Origin of the sequence: Aestuariibius violaceus (assembly GCF_040779325.2) — a bacterium.
Classification (GTDB): Bacteria; Pseudomonadota; Alphaproteobacteria; order Rhodobacterales; family Rhodobacteraceae; genus Aestuariibius; species Aestuariibius violaceus.
Map to the genome: position 1 here is coordinate 83,903 of NZ_JBFONT020000007.1, position 22,342 is coordinate 106,244.

Below are 22,342 nucleotides of genomic sequence, written 5' to 3' on the forward strand. Positions count from 1 at the left end.
TCAGGCGTCAAACACCGCGGCCATCTCCCGGAACCCCTTCACCTCGATCGGGTTGCCCGACGGGTCGCGGAAGAACATCGTCCACTGCTCCCCCGGCTCGCCTTCGAACCGCACCTGCGGCTCGAGCACGAAGTCGGCCCCCGCCGCCTCCAACCGCTCCGCCAGGGCCGTCCATTGATCCAACGGCAGCACGACCCCGAAATGCGGCATCGGCACGTCCGTGTCGCCCACCTTGCCCGTCTCGGCCACCGCGAAGGGCGCCCCCAGATGCAGTGACAGCTGATGCCCGAAGAAATCGAAATCCACCCAGGTCTCGGTCGACCGCCCCTCCGCACAGCCCAGCACGTCGCCATAGAAGGCCCGCGCCGCATCCAGATCGGTCACGTGGCAGGCCAGATGAAACGGTGTCGGCATCCTCTTCTCCTCGCAGGCCGCGGTTGAGGCGCCGCCCGCCGTGATTTAGACACGGGAAACAACGGCGCGGAAACCCGCAACGTGCCAAATCAACGATACGCTGCCGAAGGGGGGAATTGTTTCGGCTAAAATCGGCGCCCGACGTCCGAAAACTCGTTCAACGGCTAAACTTGTCCGACAGAAAGCTGACGGGAAGCCGACGGAATGCAGCACCCCCTCAAACAAGAATTTCTTAAGTGAAAGGACGACCCATGCCTGAAGACAGCGCCGCCATCGGCCCCTCCTACGGCTTCGACACGCTCCAGATCCATGCAGGCGCCCGCCCCGACCCGGCGACCGGCGCCCGACAGACGCCGATCTACCAGTCGACCGCCTTCGTCTTCCGCGACGCCGATCACGCCGCCGCCCTCTTCAACCTGCAAGAGGTCGGCTACATCTATTCCCGTCTGACCAATCCCACGGTCGCCGTCCTGCAGGAACGAATCGCCACGCTCGAAGGCGGCGTCGGCGCCGTCTGCTGCTCCTCGGGCCACGCCGCGCAGATCATGGCGCTCTTTCCGTTAATGGCGCCGGGGCGCAACATCATCGCCTCCACCCGGCTCTATGGCGGCACGGTCACCCAGTTCAGCCAGACGATCAAACGCTTCGGCTGGTCCGCGAAGTTCGTCGATTTCGACGATACCGACGCACTGAAAGCCGCCATCGACGACGATACCCGCGCCATCTTCTGCGAAGGCATCGCCAACCCCGGCGGCTACATTACCGACCTGCGCGCGGCCGCCGACATCGCCGATGCCGCGGGCATCCCGCTGATCGTCGATAACACCTCGGCGACCCCGTATCTGTGTCGCCCGATCGAACACGGCGCGACACTCGTCGTCCATTCGACCACCAAATACCTGACCGGCAACGGCACGGTCACCGGCGGCGCAATCGTCGATTCCGGCAAGTTCGACTGGGCCGCCTCGGGCAAGTTCCCGTCCCTCTCGGAACCCGAACCCGCCTATCACGGCCTGAAGTTCGCCGAGACGTTCGGGCCGCTGGCCTTCACCTTCCACAGCATCGCCGTCGGCCTGCGCGACCTCGGCATGACGATGAACCCGCAAGGCGCCCACTACACGCTGATGGGGATGGAAACGCTGTCCCTCCGCATGGACAAGCACGTTGAAAACGCTGTGAAAATCGCGAAGTGGCTCGAGAATGACGACCGCATCACGCGCGTCACCTATGCGGGCCTCGAAAGCTCTCCCTATTACGACCGGACCAAGACAGTGTGCCCCCGCGGCGCCGGTGCGCTCTTCACCTTCGCGGTCAAGGGCGGCTACGAGGCCTGCATCAAACTGATCGACAGTCTTGAGATCTTCAGCCACGTCGCCAATCTCGGCGACACGCGCAGCCTGATCATCCACTCCGCCTCGACGACCCACCGCCAGCTTGATGAAAACCAGCAGCGCGCCGCCGGCGCCGACCCGGATGTCGTCCGTGTCTCCATCGGCATCGAGGATCCGGATGATCTGATCGCCGACCTCGACCAGGCCCTGTCCAAGGCGACGTCGTAAGCCGAATTCCGGTGGTGCCCGCCCCCGCGGGCACCGCCACATGCCGCATCCCACCGGCGATCATGCTGCGCCTTGAGCAGCGTAGATCGAAGGTGTCGGGGTCAGCCCAGCCGGGCTGGCGACACATGCAGAAACGGCGCCCTGTCCACCCAGATATCGAGGCAAATCGGCCCCGGCAGCAACTCGCCTCAAACAAAAACGTCCCTACGTCATGCAACTTCCAGTTGCATTTCCGTTAAGATGTGTAAACGTTAATGCCACGGGTGATCCCTCCGGTCGTCGTCCAGGGGCCTGCTCCCCAGCATGCAGGCACCGGACACGCACCGCACCCATCCCGGCCAGAGCTCGGCCGGCGGTACGTGGTCTGGGTCTGTCTCCCACGACGGGCTTCCCTCCAGGCCAGGCGGGGCTTTCCGGGGTGCCACTCCCCGGAAAGCCCCGTCATCCGCACTATGGATTAAGCTCCCCTAATCCTGGACCCTGTAGACAAGGTTCACCGTCGCCACAAAGCGGATCTCTCCCGGCACAACCCGGCCGCCATTGCCGCGCCATCCAGACCCCACCTCGTCAAGTTTTTCTAAACCGCCCAGGATCAGACCCGCCGCCGCGGCCTTTCCCATTCCTTGCACCACCGCCCGTTGCACCGCCTCCGCCCGCACCGGCCCGGGATCGGCAACACCGAACCGCACATGCCTCAGACCGGCCCCCGCCGCTTCGATCGCCGCGTCGAACTGCTCCAGATCGCGCAGCACGAAGACCGCCTCGCCTGGATCGCGCCCGGCCGCCCTCTCCGCCCCGATCTCCTCCATCGCATCGGCGAGCGCCGGCATCTCCGCAGGCCCGGCCTGGACCAGCATCCACGCCAGTTCCGGCGCCACCCGCACCTCACCCACGCCCGTCACGGTCAGCGTCTCCGCCGCGGCGAAAACCGGCAACACGATGAGAAAGTAGAAGAAATACCGCATCACACGACGCCCGACCCGGCATTCATCCGCCCGGCCTTCATCCTGGTTCTTTCCACACAATCTAGGCTAGGTTAAAGAGAATTCAGGGAAACGGACGGCGTGCAGGCGCCGGACCAAAAAGAAACGACCGACGCATCGGGGGACGATGACCGTCAATTTCGCACTCTCGCTGTCGCCGGAAGGGATTCAGCTTCTGCACCGGGTCTCCGACGGGTGGCATCTGGTCGGCGACACGTCTCTTGAAAACCCCAAGCTCAAAAGCGCGCTCGAAGACCTGCGCCGCAAAGGCGCGGCGCTCGCGGCACCCGATCCGCTCCGCTGCAAGCTCCTGCTGCCGAACGACCAGATCAAGTATATCACGATCAACCGGCGCGACATCGACGAAGACGATGTCCGCCACGCGCTGGCCGGCACGACGCCCTACACGGTCGATGATCTCGCCTATGACTGGCAGACCGCCGGCTCCTACACCTTCATCGCCGCCGTCGCCCGCGAAACCCTGAACGAAGCCAAGGATTTCGCCGCCCAGCACGGCTTCGGCCCCGTCGCCTTCGCCGCCGTACCGCGCCCCTTCACCTATGATGGCGAGGCGTTCTTCGGCGCCTGCGACGACAGCCTGAACATCGCCCGCGACGACATGCCCGTGCAGGTCACCGGCATCGTCGAAGACACCGAAGCTCCGGTCGAGGATGATCCCGCAGACGCCCTCGATCTCGCCGAAATCGCCGCCAGCCTCGACGAGGCGGACGAGGCGCCAGCCGTCGAAGACACTCCCGAAACGCCTGTGGAAGAAGTCCTCTCCGAAGAGCCTGAACCACAGCTCGAAGAACTCGACCTCACCGCCGCCGGGGAAGAGCTCGAGCTGGTTCCGGAACAGGAGGCGGTTGTCGACGCGCCGGAAGAGGAGCCGCAGGATCAGGCTGAAACGGCTGAAGAGATCCCCTCGGATGCCGCCACGCTCACCGCAGACGCTGACGAAGCAGACACAGGCGCGCCCGACGCAACCGAAGACGCACCTCCCGAAGCCGTGACAGACGAGGCTGAAACGCCCCTGTCGGAGTCCGATGGCGACACCGAAGCGCCATCCGCTGAGCCGCAAGGCGAAGACACCAAAGCAGAAGAGGCCGAGACCTCCGAGGCCGATCTCCCGGACACCGAAGAGACGGCCACCAAGGATGGCCCGTCGGAAGAAGGCACGCCTCCCAGCCCGGCCGACGATCAGGAAGAGGCCGCAGAAGAGGCCTGCGACGCGATCACCCTCCCGACGGTCGACGAGGCAGAGCGAAGCGCAAAAGCCTCCGAAGCACCTGTTCTCACCTCGGAACTCAAGCCCCGCATTACCCTCGCTCCCCTCCCGGACGAGGCAGCGCCGGAGACCCCCAAGCTCCCGGCCGCGCCAGCGGCCAAGTCCACAGCTTCTCCAGCGCCCACGCCGCTCGGCGCCGCCACCAGCGCCCCTGCCGCCAAGACGATTCCGACGCCCAAGGCCCCGGTGATCCGAAAGAACGCGAACGAGGCCGAGCGGATGACCGTCTTCGGCGCCCGCAGTGCCGAAGCCTCCGGCCGCGGTCCTCTCAAGCTCGCCGCAGCCATCGCCCTTCTTGCAGGGCTTGCAGGCGCCGGAATATGGGCCCTCGCACCCAAACCCGACGAGACCACGGTCACCGCAAGCGCCCCGGCGCCTGAAATTGCCGCACCGGCCCAGCCGGCTCCGCAACCCGCCGCCCTCTCAGACACCGCCCCAACGGCCCTCGCCGCCCTCGACTCCTCCGATTTCGTCAGCCCCGTCATCGAAGCCGCCCTGACAGACCGCTTCCAGACAGGCGATATCGAGGCCGAGCCAGAGCGTCAGATCGCCGTCGTCCCTGAATTGCCGCGCACCGACCGCGCGCCCTCTGCCGAACGCCGCGTCCTCAGCACCGATGAAAGCCGCCGGATCTACGCCGCAACCGGCGTCTGGCAGAAGGCGCCGCGCCGCCCCGACGCGCCCGGGCAGACGCTGCCCGGCACCCTGCCGACGCTGCCGGACGATCCCGGCCTCGCCGCCGTCGTCCCGGCCGCATTCGCGACCACACCGGCCGTCATAAACGACGTCCCCATGGCGGCTCCCGCGAACCCGCCGCAGCCGGAAGAGGAATTCGACCTCGACGACCGCGGCTTCGTGCGCGCCACGCCCGAGGGCACGGTCACCCCCGAGGGCGTCGTCGTCTATGCGGGCCGCCCCGACCTCGTGCCACCCCAGCGCCCGGACGCGCCCGAACCGGCTCCGGCGGACGAGGCGATCGCTGACGCAGCACCAGAGGCCGATGCCACAGCCGGCGCCGTCTCCCTTGCCCTGCTGTCAGAGGCCCGCCCCCGCCCGCGCCCCGACGCAGAAACAGACGCAGAGACAACCGACGAGCCCGAAACGCTCGCCGCGTTCCGCCCGCAGACCCGCCCCGAGGACATCCCAGAGGCCGCATCCGCTGAACCGACCACCACAACGCCCGGCGCCGTCGAGAACGCTCTGCAGGCCGCCCTCGCAGCCCCACCGCCGCCCGTTGCCTCGTCCAGCCCCCAGGCCGTCGCGCAGTCGATCCGGCCGTCGGTCCGGCCCGCCGGGTTCAGCCGCACCGTCGCCCGCGCCCAGCAAAGCCCGGCCGCCGCCGCACCGATCCAGCCGCGCGTCGTGCAGCCACCGGCGCCGACCGTCACGACCGCCGCCCGCGGGGCAACGGTCGAGAATGCAATCAACCTGCGACGGGTGAACCTCATCGGCGTCTACGGGCGCCCCGACAATCGCAGCGCCCTCGTTCGTCTGACGAACGGGCGCTACGTGAAGGTCCAGCGTGGCGACACCCTCGATGGCGGGCGGGTCGCCACGATCAGCGACGACCAGCTGCTCTACGTCAAACGTGGCCGCACCATCGTCCTCGATATCCCCAGCGGGTAACCCCCGGAGTTGCGGGACGGTGGGCGGGGCGACGCGCGCCAGCGCGAGCGCCGTCCCGTCGTCCCCCTCAGGCACTCTCTTTCAGCACGCCGCGCGCGATCTGGTCCGCCTCGATCGACTCGAACAGCGCCTTGAAGTTGCCCTCGCCGAACCCGTCATCCCCCTTGCGCTGGATGAACTCGAAGAAGATCGGCCCGATCACGGTCTTCGAGAAGATCTGCAGAAGGATCCGCGTCTCCCCCCCATCGACCACCCCTTCCCCGTCGATCAGGATCCCGTGCTCCATCATCCGGTCGAGCGGCTCTTCATGCCCCGGCACCCGGTCATGGCTCTGCTCATAGTAGGTCACAGGCGGCGCGGGCATGAACTTGATCCCGTTCCCCGCGATCGCATCGACCGCGCCGTAGATGTCCCGCGCGCCCACCGCGATGTGCTGGATCCCCTCGCCCTTGTAGCGTTTCAGATACTCGACGATCTGCCCCGTCTCTCCGCGATCCTCGTTAATCGGGATCCGGATCCGCCCGCAGGGCGAGGTCAGCGCGCGGCTGAACAGCCCGGTGAACTTCCCCTCGATGTCGAAGAACCGGATTTCCTTGAAGTTGAACAGATCGCCGTAGAACCGGAACCAGACGTCCATGTTCCCCTTGTGAACGTTATGCGTCAGGTGATCGAGGTAGTAGAACCCGACCCCCTCGGGATGGGCTTTCCCGGTCCAGCCGAACTCCGCGTTATAGGCCGAGGTCTCGTAATACTCCTCAACGAAGTAGATCAGGCTCTCACCGATCCCCCGGATTGCTGGCACGTCCAGCGTCTTCCCGTCGCCCTCATAGGGCTCCGCCCCTTTCGAGACGGCATGGTCGAACGCGTGCTGAGCGTCGACCACCCGCCACGCCATCGACGGCGCACAGGGCCCATGCTCCTCGACAAAGGCACGCGCATGAGATCCCGGTTCGTCGTTCAGGATGTAGGTGATATCCCCCTGCTGCCAGACCTCGATCGCCTTGGTCTTGTGGGTCGCGACATGGGTGTAGCCCATCTTGCGAAACAGCTCCCGCAGCGTTTCGGGCTCCGGATGGGCAAATTCGACAAACTCGAACCCGTCCGTCCCGGCGGGATTGTCCTTGGTGATCTCGGCTTTCGGCGCGTCGTGGGGAAACGGTCCCATGGGTCAAGCTCCCTGCTGTAACGTTTTGGCAAGGATACTGCATCAGACTTGCGGAAGCTGCGCTTTGTGAGCTTCGAATCCAGATAAACGCGCGAGCCATTGACAGACTAAGAAATTCTCATGCGTAATTCCCGCATGAAACTTGATGAAACAGACAAGCGCCTCCTCGCTGCACTGCAGCGCAACGGTCAACTCACAGCCCAGGATCTTGGCGAGCACCTCAACCTCTCGCCCAGCCAGGCGGGCCGCCGCCGCCAGCGGCTCGAGGCGGCCGGCGTCATTGCCAACTACGCCGCACGGCTGGACCCCGAGGCGCTCGGCCTCGACGTCCAGGCCTTCGTGCAGGTCCAACTTGGCACCCATGGCGCCAAACCGGCCCAGGACATCGCCCGCCTGATCGCCAACCGGCCCGAGATCACCTCGGCCTGGACCATGACCGGAGAGGCCGATTACCTCCTCCGCGTCTGGGCCGAGGATCTCAAGACGCTCCATAGTCTGATCCACGACGTCCTGCTCGCCCACCCCGCCGTGGCGCGGGTGCAAAGCCAGATCGTCCTCGATCAGATCAAGCGCGACGCGCCCCTACCCCTCTGACACACCGGCCTGCGCAAAGGTCGCCATCCCGTGATGACAGGCCAACGCCCCTCTCAGGATCTGCACCGCCAGCGCCGCCCCGGTCCCCTCCCCCAGCCGCATCCCAAGATCCAGAAGCGGCTCTTTTCCCAACGCGTCCAGCACCTTGGCATGCGCCGCTTCGGCGCTTCGATGCCCCGCAACAGCATGATCCAAAGCCCCCGGCACAGCTTTCTCCAACGCCGCAGCCGCCGCACAACAGATGAACCCGTCGAGGATCACCGGAATCCGCCGCGCCCGCGCGGAAGCAATCGCCCCGGCCATCGCTGCCAACTCCCGCCCGCCGAGGCAGCGCAACAATTCCAGCGGCGCCTGACCCCCATGGCGCGCGACCCCCTCGCTCACCACCCGCCGTTTCACGGCAAGCCCCACATCATCCACACCGGTCCCCCGGCCAACCCACTCCTCGGCCTCTCCCCCGAAGAGAGCCGCCGCCAAAGCCGCCGCCGACGTCGTATTCCCGATCCCCATCTCGCCGGTCATAACCAGATCCGCCTCCGGGTCGACCGCCTCCCATCCGGCCGACAAGGCCGAGACGACCTCCGCCTCGCTCATCGCCGGTGCGGCCGTGAAATCCGCCACAGGCGCATCCAGCGCCAGATCATGCACATGCAGCTGCGCCCCGGCCAGCTCCGCCAGCTGATTGATCGCCGCCCCGCCCGCATGGAAATTGGCCACCATCTGCACAGTCACCTCCGCCGGAAAGGCCGAAACCCCCTGCGCCACCACCCCGTGATTGCCCGCGAAGACAATCACCTGCGGCCGCTCGCACCGCACCGACGCATCCCCGCGCCAGCTCGCATACCACTCCGCCAGCGCCTCCAGCCGCCCGAGCGCCCCAGGCGGCTTCGTCAACTGCGCATCCCGCGCCCGCACCGCCGCCACAGCCTCCGCATCGGGGCCCGCAAGCGTCGATAGAACCGTCTGAAATTCCGAAAGGGTCGTGAAAGGGGCTGCCATGAGATCCATCGTTGCCAAGCGTGTCCCCCCTCTTTACCGCTCGGGGGGGTGAAGGGAAGCGATCTGATAGAACTGGCCGATATCGGGCGGGCCTTCGGCCTTCTCACCCGGATTCCGGTCCCGGTCGACGGCGACAGGGCGATGGCCCGCGGCGCCCGCGCCGTCTGGGCCTGGCCCCTCGTCGGCCTCACCCTCGGCCTCACCGCCGGGCTGATTGGGGCGGCCGCTCATACCATCTGGGCCTCCCCCCTCCTCGCCGCCGCCGCAACCATGGCGACACTCGCCCTCCTCAGCGGCGCCATGCACGAAGACGGCCTCGCCGACTGCGCCGACGGCTTCTTCGGCGCGTCCGACAAGACCCGCCGCCTCGAGATCATGAAGGACAGCCGCATCGGCGCCTTCGGCGTCCTCGCCCTGATCCTCACCAGCCTCCTACGCCTCGCCGCCCTCGCCCTCCTCTTCGAAGCCGGAAACGCCCTCACCGCCATCACCGCCGCCGCCATCCTCTCGCGCGCAACCATGGTTCCGCTGATGAATGGCCTCCCCCCGGCCCGCCCGAACGGCCTCTCAAGCGCCGTCGGCCGCCCGCCACGGGAAACGGCCCTCACCGCCCTTGGCCTCGCAACGCTCACCACGCTGATCCTGACAGGTCTCCCGGCCCTCGCTGCCCTTGCAATCGCGACCCTGACGGCCCTCGCCTGCGCCGCCATCGCAAGATCAAAGATCGGCGGCCAGACCGGAGACGTCCTCGGCGCCACTCAGCAAATCGTGGACCTCGCCGTCCTCCTCACGCTCGCCGCCCTTTAACCCTACCGACAATTAACCTTAACGCCCCCGATCGGAGGACAAGGCTCCTTCATCTGGCCAAAAATACTCAAAATCCAACGGCCTCGATCAGCCCGAACCCCTAACAGGCAAGCGCGGCTTCCATCGAGGCGCGCCCCCGATAGGCCCCCAGATCGCGCGTGGTCAAAGCCGCCCCGTCCCAGGTCACTCCCACGATCCTCTGCCAATCCGCATCGGCCAGAACCATCTCCGGCCGCCCGCCGCAGTCGCGCACCCCGCCCGAGATGAACTCCTCCCCGATCCGGTGGTTCGTCACCCCCTCGAGCCGCGCCACCTCGCGCAGGCCCCCGCCCTCATACCGCCAGACCCGCAACACCTTCGCCAGATGCGGCCGGTCCACATAGGCGATCTCTACCGCCCCGTCCCCGTCCAGATCCGTCCACGCGGCGGGTGCGAGCCACCGATTCCGCTGACCGATATAGGGAGTCGCGGCAATCAACCGGTACTCCCGCTCACCGTTCAATCCGATAGGACCAGCGGGGTCAGCGCCGTAGATCGCAATCTGAGCGGCCTGAGTGAAGCTTGATCGAACCGTGACGATCTCGGCAATTCGATCATCATCCAGATCGACAATACGCGGCGCCATATCTTCGAAGACATGGTCATCCCCCGCCTCAACGAACGTTCCGTAATCCCGGCAGGCAAGGCTATCGTGGCGGAACAAGATCTCCAGCTTCCGCGCTTCCGGCAGGCGTCCCATGATTGCATGGCCATAGATGTCGGTCGGGTCGGAGTATTGGGCAGCCTCGATACCACCCGAATGACCCCAAACAAAGCTGGTCTTTATACCCACAGCCGAAAAACCGAACCGGCAGGCCTCGGCCTGTGCTGCGCCGAACCACAGAAGAACAACCGCAAGACACGCCCCGAGTATCGCTCGTGCCCCGATCAGATCTGTTTCTCCGGCATCTGCACCACCAACCCGTCCAGCGCATCCGTCACCTTCAACTGGCAGGTCAGGCGCGAGCGCACCGGATCGGGCTCGTAGGCAAAGTCCAGCATGTCCTCTTCCATCGGATCCTTCGCCGGCAGCTTCTCGACCCAATCCTCGGCCACATAGACATGGCAGGTCGAGCAGGCGCAGGCGCCGCCGCAATCGGCCTCGATCCCCGGGATGCCGTTGTCGCGGGCCCCCTCCATGACCGACAGACCATTGGCCACCTCGACCACATGCTCCTTCCCGCCATGCTCGATATAGGTGATCTTCGCCATCCTCGACGCTCCTGCTTCTCAATTCACCTATGTGGTCCTAGCGGTCCCGGCCCGGGGGTCAATCGCTTTTGCCAAGCCTCAGGCAGATCGAGCGGCGCAGGCGCCATTGTATTTCACCGCGCCGTATACCCACCGTCGACCGGCCAGACGGCGCCGGTGGTGAAACCGGCTGCGTCGGACAGCAGAAAGGCAACGGTGTCAGCGACCTCCAGCGGGCTCGCCATCCGGCCCATCGGGTGCATCGCCGCCAATCCGTCACGGTCCTCAGCAGGCAGGTCCTTCATGGAGAGGGTATCAACGAAACCGGGCGCGACAGCATTGATACGGATCCCTTTCCCCGCGCAGTCGAGGGCGGCCTCCCGCGTCAGACCGATCACACCGTGCTTGGACGCGGTGTAATCCGCCAGCCCACCGACACCGACAAGGCCGTTTGCCGAGGCAAGGTTGACGATCGCACCCCCACCGCTTCGCCCGATCGCAGGGATCTCATGCTTCAGGCAAAGGAACGTGCCGGTCAGATTGATCGCAATCACACTGTTCCAGACGTCAAGCCGCTTGCTGGTGAGAGGTACAGGCGCTTCCCCGGGACCCCCGGCATTGTTCACCGCAAGGTGCAGACCGCCAAGACGGTCGCAAACCTCGCCCACAAAGCCGCGAACCGCGCTCTCGTCACGCACGTCGCACCCCCCGCCAAAGGCGCGCTCTCCCGTCGGATCGAGCCTCGCTGCCATCGCTGTGGCCTCAACCCTGTCCCGGCTGCAAAGGGCAACGGCCGCTCCACGCTTGAAAAGGGTTTCGGCGATGACTTCGCCGATCCCGCGTGTTCCGCCCGTTACGAGAACCACCTTGTCAGAGAACTCAACCAAGCCCATCCCCCTCGATCGTCGAGCGAGGCAGGGTGTAAGTCAAACACCGGCAAACGGCGAGCCGGGGCCTGGCCTATTGGTGCCACCCCATTGTCAGCAGAAAAGGCCCCCGAAGTTGCCTTCGGGGGCCGTTATCCGTGCCGGGGGTTTGGCACCCTCAACACCTATCGTCTGCAGCTGCTGCCCAACGGGCGGCATCCGGCGCTGCCTTACTCCTCGACCGGCAGCGCCAGAAAGCGCGGATCGGTGCCGCGGCGAACCAGAAGCAGGATCGACCGGCGGCCCTCATCGCGCGCCTCTTCGACCTGGGCGGTCAGATCGGCGATCGCCGTGACGTTCTCCTGGCCAGCCTCTGTAATGATGTCGCCAGCGCGCAGGCCCTTCTCGAACGCCTCGCTCAACTCGTCGACCTCAAGGACGGCAAGCCCCTCGATCCCTTCGGCCACGCCAAGCTCTTCGCGCAACTCGTCGGTCAGCTCCGACAGGGACAGCCCCAGAAGCTCGGTCTGCCCGCTCTCCTCGGCCTCCGGCGCCTGCGCCGCGGCAGGCACGGCAGCTTCAGCGGTCTCGCGGCGGCCAAGCGTGACGGCGAGCGTTTCTTCCTCGCCTTCGCGCAGGACAATGACCTCGACCTCCTTGCCGATCGCGGTATTGCCGACCATTCGGACAAGTTCACGCGTGTCGGTCACGTCGTTGCCGTCGAACTCGATGATGACGTCGCCCGCCAGCATCCCGGCATCTTCCGCCGGTCCGGTGGGCACGTCGGTTACAAGCGCGCCGACAGTGCCTTCCAGCCCTTCGATCGCGTCCGCCAGATCCGGCGTGACGTCCTGGATGCGCACACCCAGCCAGCCACGACGGGTTTCGCCGAATTCCTGCAGCTGCTCCACGACCCGCGTGACGACGGCAGACGACATCGCGAACCCGATCCCGATCGACCCGCCATTGGGCGACAGGATCGCGGTGTTCACGCCGATCACCTCGCCATCGAGGTTGAAGAGCGGCCCGCCCGAGTTCCCCCGGTTGATCGCCGCATCGGTCTGGATGTAGTCGTCATAGGTCCCGCTCAGCGCGCGGTTCCGGGCCGAGATGATGCCGGCCGAGACCGAGAAACCCTGGCCCAGCGGATTGCCCATCGCCATCACCCAGTCGCCAACCTCGGCGCTTTCGCCGCTGCTGTCGCCGAACGAGACATAGGGCAGTTCCTCGCCTTCCGGCAGCTCGACCTGCAGAAGCGCGATATCGGTGTTGGGGTCGGTCCCGATCACCTCGGCAGGAAGCTCCTCCCCGCGATCATAGAACTCGATCAAGATCTCGTCGGCGCCTTCGATCACGTGGTTGTTCGTCACGATGAACCCGTCGGCGGAGATGATGAACCCCGATCCCAGCGCCGACGACCGGCGCGGGCCGCCTTCGCGGTCAGGCAGGTTGCGGAAGAAATCCTCGAACGGCGATCCCTCGGGCACGATGCCCTGCGGGCCGGTGCGCTCGGCCACGGTGGTCGATGTGGTGATGTTGACGACCGCGGGGCTGACCTGTTCGGCCAGCTCGGCGAAAGAGGACGGCCGACTCTGGCCCTCAGGGGTCAACTCCTGCGCCGGGGCCATGGAAACGGATCCGGCCACCAGGGCGGATCCCAAAAGCAGCGCGGTCAGAAGCCGCGCAGGGGCGGAAAGATACATCGTTTCAGCTTTCGCTCGTGTGGGCACAGATTAGCTCCTCGTCTCGATTGTCCCAGAATACTCTCCCTTTCGGCAGCGGTCATCCCCCACCGTGCCAGGGCCTTCCTTCAAATGGATGTAGGCCAGACGGACCACAACGCAAAGCTCGGTCGCAAAACGTCAACAGCCTGTGAAGATCCCGTGTCCGGCGCCTGGCCTCAGATCCCCAGCGCATTGGCCCCCGCCAGAAAGAGGATCCCCGCCGCGATCGCCGCCAGACCGACCAGCCGCCGTGTCTCGACCGGGATGTCCCGCAGGGCCTTCAGCAGGTCTTCAACGATCGAAGGGGCCAGCGCATAGACCAGCCCCTCCAAAATCAGCACGCAACCGATGGCGAGAAAGATGTAGGCCATCAGTTCCCGAGTACGGGCGCCCCGTCTTCCGGCGTCTCATTGCCGCCGCTATCGTCGGGTGCACCTTCGATCGGCGCTTCCTCCGGCGCGTCCTGCTCGGGCTCGGTGCCCGGCCCTGCGCCATCGAGCCCCTCGATCAGCTCGGCGGGCGAACCAACCTCGATCCCCTCAGCCTGAATCGCATCGAAAAGCTCGTTAACCAGCGTGCTGTTGGGCGACAGGACCAGCGTCGAGTTCTGCCGCTGCAAAGACCGCTCAAGCGCGATCAGCGATCGGTAGAATGCGAAGAAGTCCGGACTCGACCCGAACGCATCGGCAAAGATCCCGTTCCGCCGGGCATCCGCCTCGCCTCGGGCGATCTGCGCCTGCCGTTCCGCGTCCGAGGTCAGTTCGACCACGGTCCGGTCGGCTTGGGCGCGCACCCGCTGCGCCGCTTCGCGGCCACGCGCGCGTTCGTCTTCAGCTTCCCGCTGACGCTCGGCGATCATCCGGTCGAACGTGGCCTGAAGGTTCTCCTCGGGCAGGTCTGTCCGCTTGAGGCGAACGTCGACGATCTCAAGCCCCAGATCCTGCGCTTCGTTCACCGCACCGTCGCGGATGCGCTGCATCAGGGCCGCCCGATCGACCGACAGGATGTCGTTCGACGGAACGGAACCCAGAACGGCCCGCAACTCGTCCCGCAGGATGCCGTCGACGCGCCGGGCCGCGGCTTCTTCGCCACCGGCACCGACCGCCTCGCGGAACCGCTGGACATCCGTGATGCGGTAGCGCGCGAAGGCGTCAACGACGAGGCGCCGATCATCAAGCGGCGTCACTTCCAGCGGTTCGATGTCCCGGCTGAGGATACGGTCGTCGTAGTAGACGACTTCCTGGATCAGCGGGATCTTGAAGGCGAGACCCGGCTCTTCCTTCACCGCGACGACACGGCCGAACTGAAGGACCAGCGCCTTCTGAGTCTCGGTCACGATGAAGATCGAACTCAGGATACCGGCGATCGCAAGAACGATGATCGGCAGAAGAAACGTTGTCTTACGCATCAGTTGCTTCCTCCAGCCGAAGGTGCCGTCGTCGTGGCGGCTGCACCGGACCGGCGCAATTCGTTGAGCGGCAGATAAGGCACGACGCCCTGACCGCCCGCGCCACCTGCGGCCGCTTCATCCAGGATGATCTTGTCGACGTCACCCAACACCCGCTCCACCGTCTCGAGGTAGAGGCGGCGTTGCGTCACTTCGGGCGCAAGCGCGAACTCCTCCGCGATCGCGACAAAACGGCTGGCCTCACCTTCCGCCTCGTTCACGACGCGCGCGCGATAGGCCTCGGCCTCTTCCAGCGTCTGCGCCGCACTACCGCGGGCCTCGGCCAGAACCCGGTTGGCGTAACGGTCAGCCTCGTTCTGAAGACGGTCCCGCTCCTGCTCGGCGTTCTGCACATCACGGAATGCGCTGATCACGGATCCCGGCGGGTCCGCCCTGTCGAAGTTGATCCGCACAATGTTGACGCCGCTGTTATAGCTGTCGAGCGTCGACTGGATCAGATCCTCCAGCCGGTCGGCGATCACACCGCGGTCCCGGTTCAGGATCGGGGCGAGTTCCGATTGCGCGATGATCTCGCGCATCGCCGATTCCGAGACGGCCTCGACCGTCTGTGGCGGATCGGCGAGGTTGAAGAGGTAAAGGTCTGGCTCCGTGATGTTCCAGACGACCTGAAAGTCGATATCGACGATGTTCTCGTCCCCGGTCAGCATGAAGCCCGCTTCGCCGCCCGTCCGGCCCGTACCGATCTCGATCGTCTGTTCCCGCGTCACCTCAAGCACCTGCCGCGTCACCAGCGGCCAGGGGGCGAAGTTCAGGCCGGGGTCGCCGATGCTGGAGAACGAGCCGAGGAACAGCTCGACCGACCGCTCTTCCGGCCGCACCGTGTAGAAAGACGAGGCAAGCCAGAGAACAAGCGCACCGATCGCGACCAGCCCGACGGTGCCGCGGCCAATCCCGCCATCGCCGCCGCCGCCGCCATCACCGTTGCCGCGGCCACCCTGGCCGCCCATCAGGACGCGCAACTGCTCGCGCCCCTTGTTCATCAGCTCATCGATTTCGGGGATCTGGGGCCCTTCACCCCGCGGCCCGGGCGCACCCGGCCTGCGCCGGTCGTCACCACCTTCGCGATCATCTCCCCCACCGCCTCCGGAATTGCCGCCCCAAGGGCCGCCGCTTCTTCCAGCCATCTACTGTGTCATCCTTTTCGCTGTGCCCGGGCGCGCATGCCCGGTCTGCCTGTCCCTGCTAACCTGTGCGCAAACCCGCCGAATTCAAGCGGTCCTCACGGGGCTGCGCATTGTCACGATCTCTTCCGAAATCGTGGGGTGGACTGCAACCGTTCTGTCAAAATCTTCTTTCGTGGCGCCCATCTTCACCGCAACACCCGCCAACTGGATCATCTCACCGGCGTGATCACTCACGATGTGGCAGCCCAGAACCTTGCGCGTCTCCTTTGAGACGACCAGCTTCATCAGCACGCGGTCGCTGCGTCCGGCAAAGGCCTGCTGCATGGGCCGGAACGAGGTGCAGTAGACCTCGATCGGCTCCTGATCGCGCGCGTCTTCCTCGCTCAGGCCGACCGTGCCCATCTCGGGCTGGGTGAAGATCGCCGACGGGACAAGCTTGTGATCCACCTCGGTCGGCTTGCCCTCGAAGACGGTCGACACGAACGCCATCCCCTCGCGAATCGCGACCGGCGTGAGGTTGAGGCGATTGGTCACGTCCCCGATTGCATAGATCGACGGAACCCCGGTCTGGCTGTAGCTGTCGACCTCGATCTCGCCCCGCCGCCCGATCTTGACGCCCAGTTCGTCCAGGCCCAGCCCCGCTGTGTTGGGGGTCCGCCCCGTGGCAAAGAGGACCTGGTCATAGACCGCCTCCTGCCCGCCGGTCGACTTCACCCAGATCGGCCCCTGATGCCCGCCATGGTCCCGCGCCGCCGTGGCGCGATTCCGCTCCCGCACCGTCTTGATATCGACGCCCATCGCGGCGTCCGAATCCGTGCCGCCGGTCATGTCCTCGTCGTATTCCTCGGCCGCCATCATCTCCACAATGTTGGTGCCCAGATGCAGGTTCACGCCCCGCGCCCGCATCATCTCGGCCACCAGCCCGCGCGCCTCGTCGTCGAAGCCCCGCAGGATCTGCGCCCCGCGGTAATACTGCGTCACCTCGACGCCCAGCCCGTTCATGATGCAGGCGAATTCGCAGGCGATATACCCGCCGCCGACGATCAGCAGCCGCTTTGGCAGCACCGGCAGATGGAAAACATCATCCGACACGATCCCAAGCCCGGCATACGGCAATTCCGGCCGCGCGGGCCGCCCGCCGGTTGCCACAAGAATATGCTTCGCGCTCTTCTTCGTGCCATCGGCCAGTTCGACCGTATGCGGATCCGTCAGAACCGCCCGGCTGTCATGGATCTCCACCCCCGACTGGTGCAGAAGGTTGCGATAGATCTCTTCCAGCCGGTCCAGTTCCCCCTCCAGATGGGTCCGGAACTTCGGCCAATCGAAAGCACCCTCCGTTACGTCCCAGCCGTAGGAGCGCGCATCCGAAAACGTCTCCCGATAGCTCGAGGCGAAGACCATCAGCTTCTTCGGCACGCAGCCCCGGATGACGCAGGTGCCGCCCATCCGGCTTTCTTCGGCAAGGCCCACCTTGGCACCGGTCGCCGCAGCCATCCGCGCCGCGCGCACGCCGCCGGACCCGCCGCCGATCACGAAAAGATCGTAGTCGAATGCCAAAGCTCAGTCCCGGATATCTGCAAACAGGTTCTCGGTCTCCTCAAATTCCACCTTGCTCTCCTCGATGGTTCCGCTGTCAATATCGCAGACTTCGATCCGTCCGTCGCCGTGGCCGACCACGACGACGTCACAGATATCAAGGAACAGCCCGTTTTCAACGACCCCCGGCATCTGGTTCAGCATCAGGCTCAACTGCCTGGCATTGCCGATCCGCTTGAGGTCGAGGTCGAGGATGAAGTTCCCCTCATCGGTCACGAAGGGCGTGTCGCCCGTCATCCGCAGCGTGGCCTCCCGGCCCAGCACATCCATGCCCAGCAGGGTTTCCTCAACCAGCGCCTTGGTTGTCTGCCAACCGAACCGGATGATCTCGACCGGCAGGGGGAACGCGCCCAGCCGGTCCACGTGTTTCGAGCTGTCGGCGATCACGATCATCTGATCGGACGCGGTCGCCACGATCTTCTCGTAAAGCAACGCTCCGCCGCCGCCTTTGATCAGGTTCAGTTCGCCATCGTATTCATCCGCGCCGTCGATGGTCACGTCCAGCCAACGTGCCTCTTCCAGCGAGACGACTTCGATCCCCGCCTCCCGCGCCAGTTCCTCGGTCCGGAACGAGGTCGGAACGCCCTTGATGCGCAACCCTTCCTCGCGCACCAGTTCGCCCAGACAGCGGACAAGCCATGCGGCCGTCGATCCGGTTCCGAGCCCCACGCGCATCCCGGTTTCGACGTAATCGCAAGCTTTCTTGGCGGCGGCAAATTTCGCCTTATCTATTGGTGATAATTCTAAAGACATAAAACCCTCCACGGCCACTACACACACAACTATATTCCGACGCTGCGTAAGGTGCGAGAGGGGAAATCTCCCTCTTCACTCACCGTTTGGCCCGGCCACCTTCAACCGCGGCGCGATTGCGCTTGTGCAACGCGGGCCCTAGCGTCGCGCCAATGACCGCCGACCGCCCCCTTTTCGGCATCGCCCTGATGTCGCTGTTCTGTCTGCTCGCGCCGCTCTCCGATGCGGTGGCCAAACTGCTGACCGCCACGGTCCCGATCCTCGTCATCGTCGTGGCCCGTTTCGTGGTGCAGGCGGCCATCACGACCCCCCTCAGCCTGGCCCGCGGCGAAAGCTTGCGGCTCGGCGGGCGCCTCCTCCATCTGACGATTCTCAGGATGGCGTTGCAGGTCGCCGGGCTTGTTCTGATCTTCGCCGCCCTGCGCGTGATGCCGCTCGCGGACGCGATTGCCATCGCCTACGTCATGCCGTTCCTCATGCTGATCCTCGGGCGCCTCGTCCTCGGCGAAACGGTCGGGCCGCACCGGATCGCAGGCTGCGTCATCGGTTTCGCCGGCACCCTCCTCGTGATCCGTCCAAACTTTGCCGAGGTCGGCGCGGTCGCGCTCCTGCCGCTTGCGGTCGCGCTCGTCTTCGCGCTGTTTATGCTGGTTACCCGCGCCATCGCCAAAGAGATCGGACCGGTCCCGCTGCAGGCGATCACAGCGCTCGCTGCGCTCCCCTTCCTCGCCGTCGCTCTGCTCGCCTCGGCGCCAGACCTCACGGGCTTCACGCCCCGGATCTGGGCCCTCCTCGCCCTTGTCGGGCTCCTCGGAACCCTGTCCCACTTGGCGATGACGTGGGCTTTGCGGTTCGCGCCTTCAGCCACGCTCGCGCCAATGCAATACTTGGAAATCCCGCTCGCCACGGCGATCGGCTTCGTGATGTTCGACGATCTGCCAGACGGCCTCGCCGCGCTCGGCATCCTGCTGACGATCGCCGCAGGCCTCTACATCGTGTTCAAGGAGAGGGCCATCGCGGCGCGTCCAGCACCGCTCTGACCGCCTCGCCCAGCGCTGCTTTCGGCACCAGAACCAGCATCTTCGGACCGTCGGCCTGTAACCTGACCGGCCCCGACACCTCGTTCGATGTGCCGACCCGGCTGTCCGGGCGGAAGGGGATCCCGCCGGTCGGCCAGCGCAGCCCGGCGCTCTCCACCCCGACCGGCCCCATGGGAAAGAGCGAAAACAGCGACCCAACCGGCAGGTCCATCTCCAGGCCGGGCGGGCACAGGAAGACCGCCATCTCCGCATCCAGGACGATGCAGCGCCGGTCCGGCCGCCGGACCAGCACGTTCAGCACCGCAAGATGGTGATCCAGTCGCCCGCCCGAAAACCCCACGGCCAGCATCAAGGGCGCCTCGACAGACCGCATTACCTTGTCGAAATCGGTGCTGTCCTGATCCTCGATCGGGTGAATGCGCCCCGCGATGCGCGGGTCGGATCGCGCCACTTCGGATAGCGAATCCATGTCTCCGATCACCGCAGTCGGCATCAACCCATGCGAGAGTGCGACCGCTCCACCCCCATCCGCGGCGACGACCGCCTGCGCGTGATTTCCCGCAATTTTGATGTCTTCTCGGCGGAGATCCCCCGCACCTATAAGGAGAATCGGCGCCGGACTGCGAACAATCGGGGCCACGTTGTCATATTTGTTCATGGACTGCGAGGCCTGCCTTCTTTTTGCCACGAAATGATACCGTTCAAAACCTAGGATCGTTCCGGTTGGCGAACCAATTCAAGATCAGTATCAGAGATGATCGGTAAAGGGGTGTGCGCGATATGGTTGGACCGAGCAAGATTCTGACTGTTTCTTACGGAACTTTCTCTTGCACGCTCGAAGGCTTTGATGATGCCTTCGAGACCATGAAGGCTATTGCGGAGTATTTCCGTGAAATGGCTGCAAATGATCGCTTTTTCGGGGCGGATCCACTTCAGCCTGATCCGGAGACGATCGCTCGCATTGCCGAGACGGCCCTTGGCCGCACCGTAGAGGTCGACGGGGATGCCCCGGGTGTCGCCCTGCGCGTCGGAACCCCCCTTAGCGATTCGGAGATTTCGGACCGCGAGGCCGAGAATGAGGCAGCCGAGCCTCCTGAATCTGGCACGATTGAGGCAGGCCGCGCCGAAGCCGCCGCCACAATCGCCGACAAACTGCGGAGTTTGAGGTCTCGTCCGACCCTTGTTTCGGTCGACGAAGACGACGAGGAGGCCATCGAGGACAGCGCGTTCGATCTGGCCGAGGACGAGCCCACAAACGCCTTCGTCGAAGACGAGGTCGACACGCTCGAAGCCGACGATGAGGAAGAGTTCGGCGAAGAGGCCGTCACCGAAGACAGCGACGTCGCAGTGGAACAAGACCCGGCAGAATTCGAGGATGTCGCTGAAGACATCTCCGAAGACGATCTCGCGGAAGAGGACGATCTCGCGGAAGACGATGACCAGGAGGTCGCCGAGACCGAAGCTACCGTCGATGAACAAGGGACGCTCGAAGAGGCTGAAACAGAGGCCGACGGCGAACTCATTGACGACGTAGCCGAGGACGACGCAGCCATCGCTGAAGACGAGGTCGCGGCCCACGAGACAGACGCGACCAGCGAGGACGAAGAAGAGATCGCGGACGACGCGGTCCAGGCACTGCTTGAGGCAGACGAGACCCCCGACCCCGAACCGGCAAGTGCCAGCGATCTCAGTTCGCGCGTCCGGGCGCGGGTCATCAAGATGCGCCGCAGCGAACCGCTGATGAACAACAGCGGGGAAAGCCCACGCGCCGCCATCCTGGGCCTGACCAATGCCCTGCGCGGCCACCGGACCGACGCCCAGGCGGAGGAAGCCGAAGCAGAGGATCAGGACGAATCCGTCGCAGCGGAAGAGGGCGCATTCGACGACCAGCCGCTCGACGACATGGCCGACGACATCGTGGCGCTTGACGATGACATGGCGGACGAAACCATCGACGCCGCCAGCGACGAAGACAGGCTCGAAACCGACGAGCAGGAAGAAGCCGTCTTTGATGATGACGGCCAGGAAGAAGAGGTCGACGACGGCGAGGACGAGCCGGTCGCCATGGCCCAGACAGACGATGATGTCTTCGCCGAAGACGACGCCGACGCCGCGGCCCTCGCCGAAGCCGAAGGCGAGACCGGCGACGAAGACGAGGATGACGACTGGCAGAGCGCGCGCCGCATCTCCAAGCGCGAACGGCTCGAGGCCGAGGCAGCCAGCGGCGACGAGGCGATGTCACGCATCCTCGATCAGACCAATGCGCAGATGAACGAACCGGCGACCCGCCTGCGCCGCTCGGCCATCGCTCAGCTCAAGGCGGCCGTCGCCGCGACCGAAGCGGACCGTCGCAACCACACCGCCGACGACGACGATAACGGTGACGAGCCGTTCCGCGAAGATCTCGACGCGCTCGTCCTCGAAGGTGGTGGACGTCCCGGCGCCAGCCCTCTCAAACTGGTGGCGTCCCAGCGCGTGGACGAAACGGATGAAGAGGCTGAACTGCGCCGCTCCGGCGGTGTGGCCCGGCAGAGCTTCGCGGATTTCGCCGAAAGCGTCGGTGCCCGCGAGCTGCCCGACCTGCTGGAAGCCGCCGCGGCCTATACCGCCTTCGTGGAAGGCAAGACGCAGTTCTCCCGCCCGCATATCATCCGCAAGATCAACGAGGTCTCCGCCGACGGGTTCAGCCGCGAGGACAGCCTCCGCCACTTCGGCAAGCTTCTCCGCCAGGGCCGGATCCAGAAGGTGCGCGGCGGCCAGTTCGAGGCGACCGACGAAACCCGCTTCCGCCCGAAAGACCGCGCCGTCGGCGCCTAAGAGGCTGTCAGATAAATAAAAAACGCGCCCTCAGAGGCGCGTTTTTTATTGCCGCGGCTCTTCGTTCGGGTCCGCCTGACCCACGCCGAGAAAAACATGTTTGAAGGGCAGCGCCCAAAGGATGCCCAAGCCCATGTAAATGATCAGCTCCAGCCAGATCGGCGGCCGCATTCCGATGCCTGTCAGCCAGGACATCAGCGTCACCGCCAGCACCATGTAGATCGGCAGCGCGATCACCAGGATCACCAGCGACCAGCGCTTCTTCGCCTTGTGGCTCAGGGCCATGAAA

Annotated in this window: 21 protein-coding genes; 6 read left to right on the forward strand and 15 right to left on the reverse strand. The window is 65.4% G+C overall.

Going from position 1 to position 22,342, the window contains the following annotated elements:
- Positions 1-414 (reverse strand): VOC family protein, encoded by a 414-nt coding sequence (locus AADZ90_RS17960; protein ID WP_367311994.1) that lies wholly within the window; start codon positions 412-414, stop codon positions 1-3.
- Positions 415-665: 251 nt separating this feature from the next.
- On the opposite strand from AADZ90_RS17960, the gene AADZ90_RS17965 reads away from it, so the two are divergent.
- Positions 666-1,973, forward strand: a complete 1,308-nt coding sequence (locus AADZ90_RS17965) for an O-acetylhomoserine aminocarboxypropyltransferase/cysteine synthase family protein (RefSeq protein ID WP_367311995.1) — start codon at positions 666-668, stop codon at positions 1,971-1,973.
- 467 nt (positions 1,974-2,440) lie between these two features.
- Here the strand turns inward: AADZ90_RS17965 and AADZ90_RS17970 are convergent, their stop codons facing one another.
- Positions 2,441-2,938, reverse strand: a complete 498-nt coding sequence (locus tag AADZ90_RS17970) for an SIMPL domain-containing protein (RefSeq protein ID WP_367311996.1) — start codon at positions 2,936-2,938, stop codon at positions 2,441-2,443.
- Positions 2,939-3,083: 145 nt separating this feature from the next.
- Here AADZ90_RS17970 and AADZ90_RS17975 point away from each other — a divergent pair, with 145 nt between their 5' ends.
- On the forward strand, positions 3,084-5,870 hold the full coding sequence (locus tag AADZ90_RS17975; protein ID WP_367311997.1) for a hypothetical protein: 2,787 nt from the start codon (positions 3,084-3,086) through the stop codon (positions 5,868-5,870).
- A 67-nt stretch (positions 5,871-5,937) separates the two neighbouring features.
- On the opposite strand, the gene hppD is transcribed toward AADZ90_RS17975, so the two are convergent.
- On the reverse strand, positions 5,938-7,035 hold the full coding sequence (gene hppD, locus AADZ90_RS17980) for a 4-hydroxyphenylpyruvate dioxygenase (RefSeq protein ID WP_367311998.1): 1,098 nt from the start codon (positions 7,033-7,035) through the stop codon (positions 5,938-5,940).
- Positions 7,036-7,155: 120 nt separating this feature from the next.
- Between hppD and AADZ90_RS17985 the strand changes: the two genes are divergently transcribed.
- Complete coding sequence (locus tag AADZ90_RS17985) at positions 7,156-7,629, forward strand: Lrp/AsnC family transcriptional regulator (protein WP_411997086.1); 474 nt, start codon at positions 7,156-7,158, stop codon at positions 7,627-7,629.
- Here AADZ90_RS17985 and cobT read toward each other — a convergent pair.
- Entirely contained in the window at positions 7,618-8,628 is a 1,011-nt protein-coding gene (gene cobT / locus AADZ90_RS17990; RefSeq protein WP_367312000.1) for a nicotinate-nucleotide--dimethylbenzimidazole phosphoribosyltransferase, read from the reverse strand. The two genes, AADZ90_RS17985 and cobT, sit on opposite strands and share 12 nt — an antisense overlap.
- 48 nt (positions 8,629-8,676) lie before the next feature.
- Between cobT and cobS the strand changes: the two genes are divergently transcribed.
- Complete coding sequence (gene cobS, locus AADZ90_RS17995) at positions 8,677-9,435, forward strand: adenosylcobinamide-GDP ribazoletransferase (protein ID WP_367312001.1); 759 nt, start codon at positions 8,677-8,679, stop codon at positions 9,433-9,435.
- 100 nt (positions 9,436-9,535) lie between these two features.
- Here the strand turns inward: cobS and AADZ90_RS18000 are convergent, their stop codons facing one another.
- From AADZ90_RS18000 to rpiA, 9 genes are all read right to left on the reverse strand, one after another.
- On the reverse strand, positions 9,536-10,267 hold the full coding sequence (locus tag AADZ90_RS18000) for a VCBS repeat-containing protein (RefSeq protein ID WP_367312002.1): 732 nt from the start codon (positions 10,265-10,267) through the stop codon (positions 9,536-9,538).
- Positions 10,268-10,362: 95 nt separating this feature from the next.
- Positions 10,363-10,686 (reverse strand): 2Fe-2S iron-sulfur cluster-binding protein, encoded by a 324-nt coding sequence (locus AADZ90_RS18005; protein WP_367312003.1) that lies wholly within the window; start codon positions 10,684-10,686, stop codon positions 10,363-10,365.
- A 113-nt stretch (positions 10,687-10,799) separates the two neighbouring features.
- A complete protein-coding gene (locus AADZ90_RS18010; protein WP_367312004.1) occupies positions 10,800-11,552 on the reverse strand; it encodes an SDR family NAD(P)-dependent oxidoreductase in 753 nt (250 codons plus the stop codon).
- 209 nt (positions 11,553-11,761) lie between these two features.
- Entirely contained in the window at positions 11,762-13,234 is a 1,473-nt protein-coding gene (locus tag AADZ90_RS18015; protein WP_411997089.1) for a Do family serine endopeptidase, read from the reverse strand.
- A gap of 197 nt (positions 13,235-13,431) precedes the next feature.
- Positions 13,432-13,626 (reverse strand): DUF2065 domain-containing protein, encoded by a 195-nt coding sequence (locus AADZ90_RS18020; RefSeq protein WP_367312005.1) that lies wholly within the window; start codon positions 13,624-13,626, stop codon positions 13,432-13,434.
- Positions 13,626-14,663, reverse strand: coding sequence for a protease modulator HflC (gene hflC, locus AADZ90_RS18025; RefSeq protein ID WP_367312006.1), 1,038 nt, complete (start codon positions 14,661-14,663; stop codon positions 13,626-13,628). Before hflC ends, AADZ90_RS18020 begins: the two co-directional genes overlap by 1 nt.
- Positions 14,663-15,847 (reverse strand): FtsH protease activity modulator HflK, encoded by a 1,185-nt coding sequence (gene hflK, locus AADZ90_RS18030; RefSeq protein ID WP_367312007.1) that lies wholly within the window; start codon positions 15,845-15,847, stop codon positions 14,663-14,665. The genes hflC and hflK overlap by 1 nt, the downstream gene beginning before the upstream one ends.
- 84 nt (positions 15,848-15,931) lie before the next feature.
- Positions 15,932-17,404 carry an FAD-dependent oxidoreductase gene (locus AADZ90_RS18035; RefSeq protein ID WP_367312008.1) on the reverse strand — a complete coding sequence of 491 codons (1,473 nt, stop codon included), beginning with the start codon at positions 17,402-17,404 and terminating at the stop codon, positions 15,932-15,934.
- A 3-nt stretch (positions 17,405-17,407) separates the two neighbouring features.
- Complete coding sequence (rpiA, locus tag AADZ90_RS18040; RefSeq protein WP_367312009.1) at positions 17,408-18,196, reverse strand: ribose-5-phosphate isomerase RpiA; 789 nt, start codon at positions 18,194-18,196, stop codon at positions 17,408-17,410.
- A gap of 152 nt (positions 18,197-18,348) precedes the next feature.
- Between rpiA and AADZ90_RS18045 the strand changes: the two genes are divergently transcribed.
- Complete coding sequence (locus tag AADZ90_RS18045; protein WP_367312010.1) at positions 18,349-19,236, forward strand: DMT family transporter; 888 nt, start codon at positions 18,349-18,351, stop codon at positions 19,234-19,236.
- Here AADZ90_RS18045 and AADZ90_RS18050 read toward each other — a convergent pair.
- Positions 19,196-19,894 carry a thiamine diphosphokinase gene (locus AADZ90_RS18050; protein ID WP_367312011.1) on the reverse strand — a complete coding sequence of 233 codons (699 nt, stop codon included), beginning with the start codon at positions 19,892-19,894 and terminating at the stop codon, positions 19,196-19,198. The two genes, AADZ90_RS18045 and AADZ90_RS18050, sit on opposite strands and share 41 nt — an antisense overlap.
- 236 nt (positions 19,895-20,130) lie before the next feature.
- On the opposite strand from AADZ90_RS18050, the gene AADZ90_RS18055 reads away from it, so the two are divergent.
- Positions 20,131-22,053 (forward strand): hypothetical protein, encoded by a 1,923-nt coding sequence (locus AADZ90_RS18055; RefSeq protein ID WP_411997087.1) that lies wholly within the window; start codon positions 20,131-20,133, stop codon positions 22,051-22,053.
- A 45-nt stretch (positions 22,054-22,098) separates the two neighbouring features.
- Here the strand turns inward: AADZ90_RS18055 and AADZ90_RS18060 are convergent, their stop codons facing one another.
- Positions 22,099-22,338, reverse strand: a complete 240-nt coding sequence (locus AADZ90_RS18060; protein ID WP_367312013.1) for a DUF2842 domain-containing protein — start codon at positions 22,336-22,338, stop codon at positions 22,099-22,101.
- Positions 22,339-22,342 lie beyond the last annotated feature (4 nt).

Bases quoted from the DNA above. Each gene is read 5' to 3' on its own strand.
- AADZ90_RS17965 (WP_367311995.1), top strand. From the start codon at position 666: ATGCCTGAAGACAGCGCCGCCATCGGCCCCTCCTACGGCTTCGACACG.
- AADZ90_RS17970 (WP_367311996.1), bottom strand. From the start codon at position 2,938: ATGCGGTATTTCTTCTACTTTCTCATCGTGTTGCCGGTTTTCGCCGCG.
- AADZ90_RS17960 (WP_367311994.1), bottom strand. From the start codon at position 414: ATGCCGACACCGTTTCATCTGGCCTGCCACGTGACCGATCTGGATGCG.
- AADZ90_RS18060 (WP_367312013.1), bottom strand. From the start codon at position 22,338: ATGGCCCTGAGCCACAAGGCGAAGAAGCGCTGGTCGCTGGTGATCCTG.
- AADZ90_RS18020 (WP_367312005.1), bottom strand. From the start codon at position 13,626: ATGGCCTACATCTTTCTCGCCATCGGTTGCGTGCTGATTTTGGAGGGG.
- rpiA (WP_367312009.1), bottom strand. From the start codon at position 18,196: ATGTCTTTAGAATTATCACCAATAGATAAGGCGAAATTTGCCGCCGCC.
- AADZ90_RS17985 (WP_411997086.1), top strand. From the start codon at position 7,156: ATGCGTAATTCCCGCATGAAACTTGATGAAACAGACAAGCGCCTCCTC.
- hflC (WP_367312006.1), bottom strand. From the start codon at position 14,663: ATGCGTAAGACAACGTTTCTTCTGCCGATCATCGTTCTTGCGATCGCC.
- AADZ90_RS18055 (WP_411997087.1), top strand. From the start codon at position 20,131: ATGGCTGCAAATGATCGCTTTTTCGGGGCGGATCCACTTCAGCCTGAT.
- AADZ90_RS18015 (WP_411997089.1), bottom strand. From the start codon at position 13,234: ATGTATCTTTCCGCCCCTGCGCGGCTTCTGACCGCGCTGCTTTTGGGA.
- AADZ90_RS17975 (WP_367311997.1), top strand. From the start codon at position 3,084: ATGACCGTCAATTTCGCACTCTCGCTGTCGCCGGAAGGGATTCAGCTT.
- AADZ90_RS18005 (WP_367312003.1), bottom strand. From the start codon at position 10,686: ATGGCGAAGATCACCTATATCGAGCATGGCGGGAAGGAGCATGTGGTC.
- hppD (WP_367311998.1), bottom strand. From the start codon at position 7,035: ATGGGACCGTTTCCCCACGACGCGCCGAAAGCCGAGATCACCAAGGAC.
- AADZ90_RS18045 (WP_367312010.1), top strand. From the start codon at position 18,349: ATGACCGCCGACCGCCCCCTTTTCGGCATCGCCCTGATGTCGCTGTTC.
- AADZ90_RS18050 (WP_367312011.1), bottom strand. From the start codon at position 19,894: ATGAACAAATATGACAACGTGGCCCCGATTGTTCGCAGTCCGGCGCCG.
- cobT (WP_367312000.1), bottom strand. From the start codon at position 8,628: ATGGCAGCCCCTTTCACGACCCTTTCGGAATTTCAGACGGTTCTATCG.
- hflK (WP_367312007.1), bottom strand. From the start codon at position 15,847: ATGGCTGGAAGAAGCGGCGGCCCTTGGGGCGGCAATTCCGGAGGCGGT.